Annotated in this window: 3 protein-coding genes; all 3 read left to right on the top strand. The window is 46.1% G+C overall.

What is annotated here, in order from left to right; genetic code table 11:
* Nucleotides 1-111: 111 nt before the first annotated feature.
* The 3 genes from petC to PX484_RS13045 all read left to right on the top strand — a co-directional run bounded on the left by petC (nt 112) and on the right by PX484_RS13045 (nt 2875).
* Nucleotides 112-651, top strand: coding sequence for a cytochrome b6-f complex iron-sulfur subunit (petC, locus tag PX484_RS13055; RefSeq protein ID WP_002781457.1), 540 nt, complete (start codon nt 112-114; stop codon nt 649-651).
* 43 nt (nt 652-694) lie between these two features.
* Nucleotides 695-1681 (top strand): cytochrome f, encoded by a 987-nt coding sequence (petA, locus tag PX484_RS13050; protein ID WP_002754684.1) that lies wholly within the window; start codon nt 695-697, stop codon nt 1679-1681.
* A 132-nt stretch (nt 1682-1813) separates the two neighbouring features.
* A complete protein-coding gene (locus PX484_RS13045) occupies nt 1814-2875 on the top strand; it encodes a mannose-1-phosphate guanylyltransferase (RefSeq protein ID WP_287766289.1) in 1062 nt (353 codons plus the stop codon).
* Nucleotides 2876-3508 lie beyond the last annotated feature (633 nt).

The raw sequence follows: 3508 nt of genomic DNA, 5'->3' as shown, positions 1-3508 counted from the left end.
AGCCCTTGTAAACCTTCTTTAAGCTCTGGGTTTTCGTCTTGATCGAGATGCACAAAATCGCCCTTAGATGAGAATTAGTTTACAAAAATTTACATTTGGAGATAAGGAGCAATGAGTCAAGTTTCCGGTACAGATGTTCCCGATTTGGGTCGTCGTCAATTTATGAACCTGTTGACCTTTGGTACAATTACCGGAGTAGCAGCGGGGGCTTTGTATCCGATTGTTAAGTATTTTATTCCCCCCTCGGCCGGTGGTACGGGTGGCGGTGTCACCGCAAAAGATGCCCTAGGCAATGATGTGATTGTCAGTCAATTTCTGACCAGCCATAACGCTGGCGATCGCACATTAGCCCAAGGCTTAAAAGGCGACCCCACCTATTTAGTCGTCCAAGAGGACAAAACCCTGGCCAACTACGGAATTAACGCCGTCTGTACCCACTTAGGTTGTGTGGTGCCTTGGAATGCCAGCGAAGAAAAATTCATGTGTCCTTGCCACGGTTCCCAGTACAATGCCGAAGGAAAAGTAGTTCGCGGTCCAGCGCCTCTATCCTTAGCCCTCGCCCATGCCAACGTCACCGATAATGATAAAGTCGTCTTCTCCACTTGGACGGAAACCGACTTCCGCACCGGCGAAGAACCCTGGTGGTCCTAGATTATTCAATGTGACGAGATTTGGAATTATTCAACCGATAGAGATGAGAACATTCAACTTTTTAAGCTTCCCGCAAGTCCACAGACAGGCCCTAGTGAAAGCCGTCCTCGTGGCGATCGCTACCGTTTCCCTACTCCTAACCAGCGATGTCATTAACCCCCAATCTGCCCAAGCATATCCTTTTTGGGCGCAACAAACCGCCCCAGAAACCCCCAGAGAGGCCACAGGTCGGATTGTCTGCGCGAACTGCCATTTAGCCCAAAAACCCGCCGAAATTGAAATCCCCCACTCGGTATTACCCGATAGCGTCTTTGAAGCAGTGGTAAAAATCCCCTACGATCCCGCCAGTCAACAGGTGTTAGGCGACGGATCCAAGGGGGGTTTAAACGTCGGTGCAGTCTTAATGCTACCAGATGGTTTTAAAATCGCGCCCCCCGATCGCATTCCCGAAGAAATGCAGGAAAAACTCGGTGGAGTCTATTTCCAATCCTACAAAGAAGGTCAAGATAACGTGGTTATCGTCGGCCCCTTACCCGGGGATCAATACAAAGAAATCGTTTTCCCCGTCCTGGCCCCCGATCCTAGCCAAAATAAAGGTATTCACTTCGGTAAATATGCTGTGCATTTAGGGGCCAATCGTGGTCGCGGTCAAGTGTACCCCACCGGTGAACCGAGCAATAATAACGCTTTCAAAGCTTCTACCGCAGGTACAATTAGCCAGATCAGCAAAACCGAAGCCGGTGGTTATGAAGTCACCATCACTTCCGAAGCTGGCCCCGTGGTGGAAAATATTCCCGCGGGACCTGAATTAATCGTCTCGGAAGGTCAGGCCATCGAAGTGGGACAATTTTTAACCAGTAACCCCAATGTCGGCGGTTTTGGTCAAAAAGAGACGGAAGTTGTCCTGCAAAATCCCGGCCGGATCAAAGGATTAGTTTTATTCCTCGGTGGTATTATGCTCTGCCAAATCCTCTTAGTGATTAAGAAAAAACAAGTGGAAACAGTACAAGCGGCCGAAATGAATTTCTAATCGCAATATTTCGGTTATTTTTGCTAGAAAGCGGGTTATTTGCCCGCTTTTTAGCTTTGGGTCGGGAAAACGCTCACCCCTCGCTGCCGTCTGATACAATCGGTTCAACTTAACCGATAAGTGTCAATTTTTATGAATCAGTCGCTTGTTCCAGTCATTCTCGCCGGTGGTAAAGGGGAACGTTTTTGGCCCCTCAGTCGTCTAGCGCGTCCGAAACAGTTTCTCTGTCTTGATGGTAGTGGTCGCAGTCTTTTACAAGCAACGGCCGATCGTCTATTATCTTTAGCGGCAGGTTGGGAAAATCTCTGGGTAATTACCGCTAGTGCGATCGCTGATGGTGTCCGCGAACAACTCCCCGATTTACCGGAGAGTAACCTATTAGTGGAACCGGTGGGCAAGGATACGGCCCCGGCTGTGACTTGGGCGACTTTAGAAGTGATAAAACGTTATGGTAAGGAAGTGGCGATCGGTTTTTTTCCTGCCGATCATTATATTGGTGATCAAGAGGCTTATATTAACACTTTAAAAGCGGCCGTAGAAGTGGCCGTCAGCCAAAAAGCGATCGTTACTTTAGGGATTAAACCCGATTATCCCTCCACCGGTTACGGTTATATCGAACAGGGAGAAAATCAGGGCGAATTTAATGGTTTACCCGTCTATAAAGTGAGTCGTTTTACGGAAAAACCCGATCGCACCACGGCCGAAAAATTCCTAGAAACGGGACTTTTTAGCTGGAATAGCGGAATGTTTATCTTTCAGGGACAAGTGGTTTTAGAGGAGCTAAAAACCCACGCTAATAATATTTTACAGCCTCTGATCGATCGGGGCATCGCTGCCTATGAGGATTTAGAGAAAAAAAGTATCGATTATGCTTTGATGGAAAAAACCCAACTCGCTTACGTTTTACCCGCTAATTTCGGTTGGGATGATCTAGGAGATTGGAATTCTCTGGAAAGATTACTAGAAGCAAAGGGCAAAAATATTGAACTGGCCAATCATGTCGGTTTGGACACGGAAGGGGCTATTATCTATGCTAGTGATGAGGAAGAAGTGATCGTTACTATTGGTTTAAAAGATCTGGTAATTGTTCGCGACGGTAAAGCGACTCTCGTTGTCCACAAAGATCGTACCCAAGATATTAAACAAGTTCTCAAGCACTTACAAACCGATCCCAAATTAAAGAAATTGTTATAGGATCGATATTAGTTACCAGCTTTTTCAGTAATCAGTAAACAGTAATCAGTGAAAAGACAGTAGGAAACTTCTATTTAATACTGCTAACTTAAAACTCAAATCTGATCACTGATAACTTACCCACTGATAACTGATAACTGATAACTGATAACTGAAAGGGGTACATCTCATTTTTGTAAATCTACTAAGTTGGGATTTTTTAAGGGAAACTTCCTACTAAAATCGGGCGTTACTTTCGGTTTTATCGCTCAATCCAAGCTTTTGGGGGGTTCTACCCCCCAAACCCCCCGTCGGGGGACGAAGCGCCTCCCCCGAACCCCCTGCGCATTAGTTTTTCGGTGGGATGCTTACACGCAGCTGCTGATATATCTGTAATAATTTAAGAGTCACTGATAATTGCTGATTATCGGTATTTCTGCAAATGTGGGATGCACCCATCGATAAGTACCTAACTTACCCACTGATAACTGATAACTGATAACTGATAACTGATAATACCGTGTTCTCACTCCCCCAAACCAGTCAAAGACAAAAAGAAATCCTGGAGATAGTTCTCGGCAACGGTTGGGACTATATGCGCGGGGTTTTAACCCTAGGAAAAACAGAAAATCCCCAGATTCCCACCCCAGAAGT

This window comes from Microcystis sp. M49636_WE2, from assembly GCF_030065375.1.
Classification (GTDB): domain Bacteria; phylum Cyanobacteriota; class Cyanobacteriia; order Cyanobacteriales; family Microcystaceae; genus Microcystis; species Microcystis aeruginosa_C.
This window is presented reverse-complemented; position numbering and strand designations above follow the sequence as displayed.

Excerpts from the sequence above, each read along its gene's own strand:
- petC (WP_002781457.1), top strand. The coding sequence starts at position 112 with ATGAGTCAAGTTTCCGGTACAGATGTTCCCGATTTGGGTCGTCGTCAA.
- PX484_RS13045 (WP_287766289.1), top strand. The coding sequence starts at position 1,814 with ATGAATCAGTCGCTTGTTCCAGTCATTCTCGCCGGTGGTAAAGGGGAA.
- petA (WP_002754684.1), top strand. The coding sequence starts at position 695 with ATGAGAACATTCAACTTTTTAAGCTTCCCGCAAGTCCACAGACAGGCC.